The organism is Bradyrhizobium sp. ORS 375 (genome assembly GCF_000239775.1).
In the GTDB taxonomy this organism is placed as follows: Bacteria; Pseudomonadota; Alphaproteobacteria; order Rhizobiales; family Xanthobacteraceae; genus Bradyrhizobium.
On record NZ_CAFI01000277.1, the window covers coordinates 1 to 1,884 of the forward strand.

The window sequence follows — 1,884 nt, forward strand, 5'->3', positions numbered from 1 at the left end:
GTCGGTGTAATCACGAGCGTCTCGGCGTACTGGATCGCCCGGTCAAGCCGGGCGACGACAGTTGTGGGCGTGGTGGCGCGCGGAGGTCCCGCCGGCAGTGCGGCGCTCGCTTACGTCACCTGATACTTCGCCACCGCGCTCTCGTTCCACGCGAGCCCGAGGCCGGGGCCTTTCGCCGTCACCTTGCCGTCAACGACCTGCAGCGGCTCGGTAAGGATCGCGCCGGCGAAGTCGAGCACTTCGAGGAAGTGCGCGGTCGGCGTCACCGCCAGCACATGCGCGCTCGCTTCGGGCAGGATGTGGCTCGACATCGGGATCGACGCCGCATCGGCCTGCCCTGCGACATTGAGCCAGCCGGTGATGCCGCCGACCTTCATCAGGTCGGGCATGATGAAGTCGGACGCGCCGGTCGCGATCGCTTCGGCAAAGCCGCGCGGAAACCACCAGTTCTCGCCGGCCTGGATCGGGATCTCCGAGCGCTCGCGCACGGCGGCATGGCCGGAGAGATTTTCCTGCGGCACCGGCTCCTCGATCCAGGTCAGGTCGTAGTCGGCGAGGCGCGCAATTCTGCGCGTGGCCTCAGCGGGATCGAGCGACTGGTTGAAGTCGAGCATCAGCGCGACGTCCGGGCCGAGCAGGGCGCGCAGGCCCTTGATCATCGCTTCGTCGGTGGCGAGGTCGCCATGGCCGCCCTTGGTCTTGATGGCGCGGAAGCCGTGCTCGTCGCGCGCCGCGCGCAACGTGCGCTCGTCGGCCTTCGCGTCGAGCACCCCGTAGCTGTCATAGGCGGGAATGGGGCGGGCGCTGCCGCCGAGCAGCTCGACCACGGGCTTGCCCGCGAGCAGCCCGAGCGCATCCCAGAACGCCATGTCGAGCCCGGAGACGGCCATGCCGACCAGGCCCTGCCAGCCGAGCAGTCGGAATTTCGCGTCCATCGCCTTCATCAGATCGATGGGCGCCAGCGCCTTGCCTTGGAGCTCGCGGCCGATCTCCTCGACCAGATGCACCAGCGGCTTCAAGGCCATTCTGGTGTAAGCGAACAGATAGGAACGGCCGGTAACGCCTTGATCGGTCGTGACGTCGATCAGCACCAGCGGCCCGGAATCGATGACGCCGAAGGCGTTGCGCAGCGGGCGCTTCATCGGGGTGACGACGGCGCGGGCGGTGACGCCGGTGACGGCGGCTGTGGTCATGGGAGTTCTCCCTGGTTCGTTTCCTCAACCGATCTCATACCACCTGATCAGCCGCGGCGCCGCCCACTCCGTCGCCATGCCTTCCATCAGGAACCGTCCGGGCTGCTCGGCCTGGAAGGCGATGCGCTGGGTCTGGCCGGCGTCCAGCGCCAGCGTGTCGAGCCAATACGGCTTCCAGCCGTCGTCGAGCCGGTCGAGCAGCCGGAACGGCTGGCCATGCAGATGCACCACGCGGGGGCCGGCCGCCTTGTTGATCAGCGCCAGCACGACCACGCGCCCGGTCCTGGCTTGGAAAGCGGGCGCGCTGCCGGCGTTGAACTGGGCGGGCGGATGCCAGTCAGGACCGTCGAGCGCAAGCTCGGCGCGAACGGCGGAGCGCAGGTCCAGCCTGTCTGGCAGCCCATTCGACGGCAGCGGCACGGGGGCGGCAAGTGGGGCGGCGCGCTGCGGCGGCTCGCTCGACAAGGTCAGGCGGGCGATCGGCCGCGCGCTGCTGCCGTCGTGCAGCAGCACCGGCAGCGGGGCCTTGGCAGGCATGTCGATGATGACGTCGGTGCGGCCGCCCGGCGGCAGGACAACGGCGCCGTTGCGGGCGAGGAACGGCTCGGCCGGCTGGCTGTCGATCGCCATCACCCGCACGGCCTCGATATCTGAGATTTTGACGGCGATCACAGCGCGATGGCAGCCGTTG

General features: G+C 69.2%; 2 protein-coding genes. Both read right to left on the bottom strand.

Going from position 1 to position 1,884, the window contains the following annotated elements:
• Positions 1-110 precede the first annotated feature (110 nt).
• Positions 111-1,193, bottom strand: a complete 1,083-nt coding sequence (locus BRAO375_RS20135) for an enolase C-terminal domain-like protein (RefSeq protein WP_009029287.1) — start codon at positions 1,191-1,193, stop codon at positions 111-113.
• Positions 1,194-1,217: 24 nt separating this feature from the next.
• Positions 1,218-1,884 (bottom strand): multicopper oxidase domain-containing protein (locus tag BRAO375_RS20140; RefSeq protein ID WP_035641420.1); only part of this gene is annotated, 667 nt, incomplete at its 5' end.

Excerpts from the sequence above, each read along its gene's own strand:
- BRAO375_RS20135 (WP_009029287.1), bottom strand. The coding sequence starts at position 1,193 with ATGACCACAGCCGCCGTCACCGGCGTCACCGCCCGCGCCGTCGTCACC.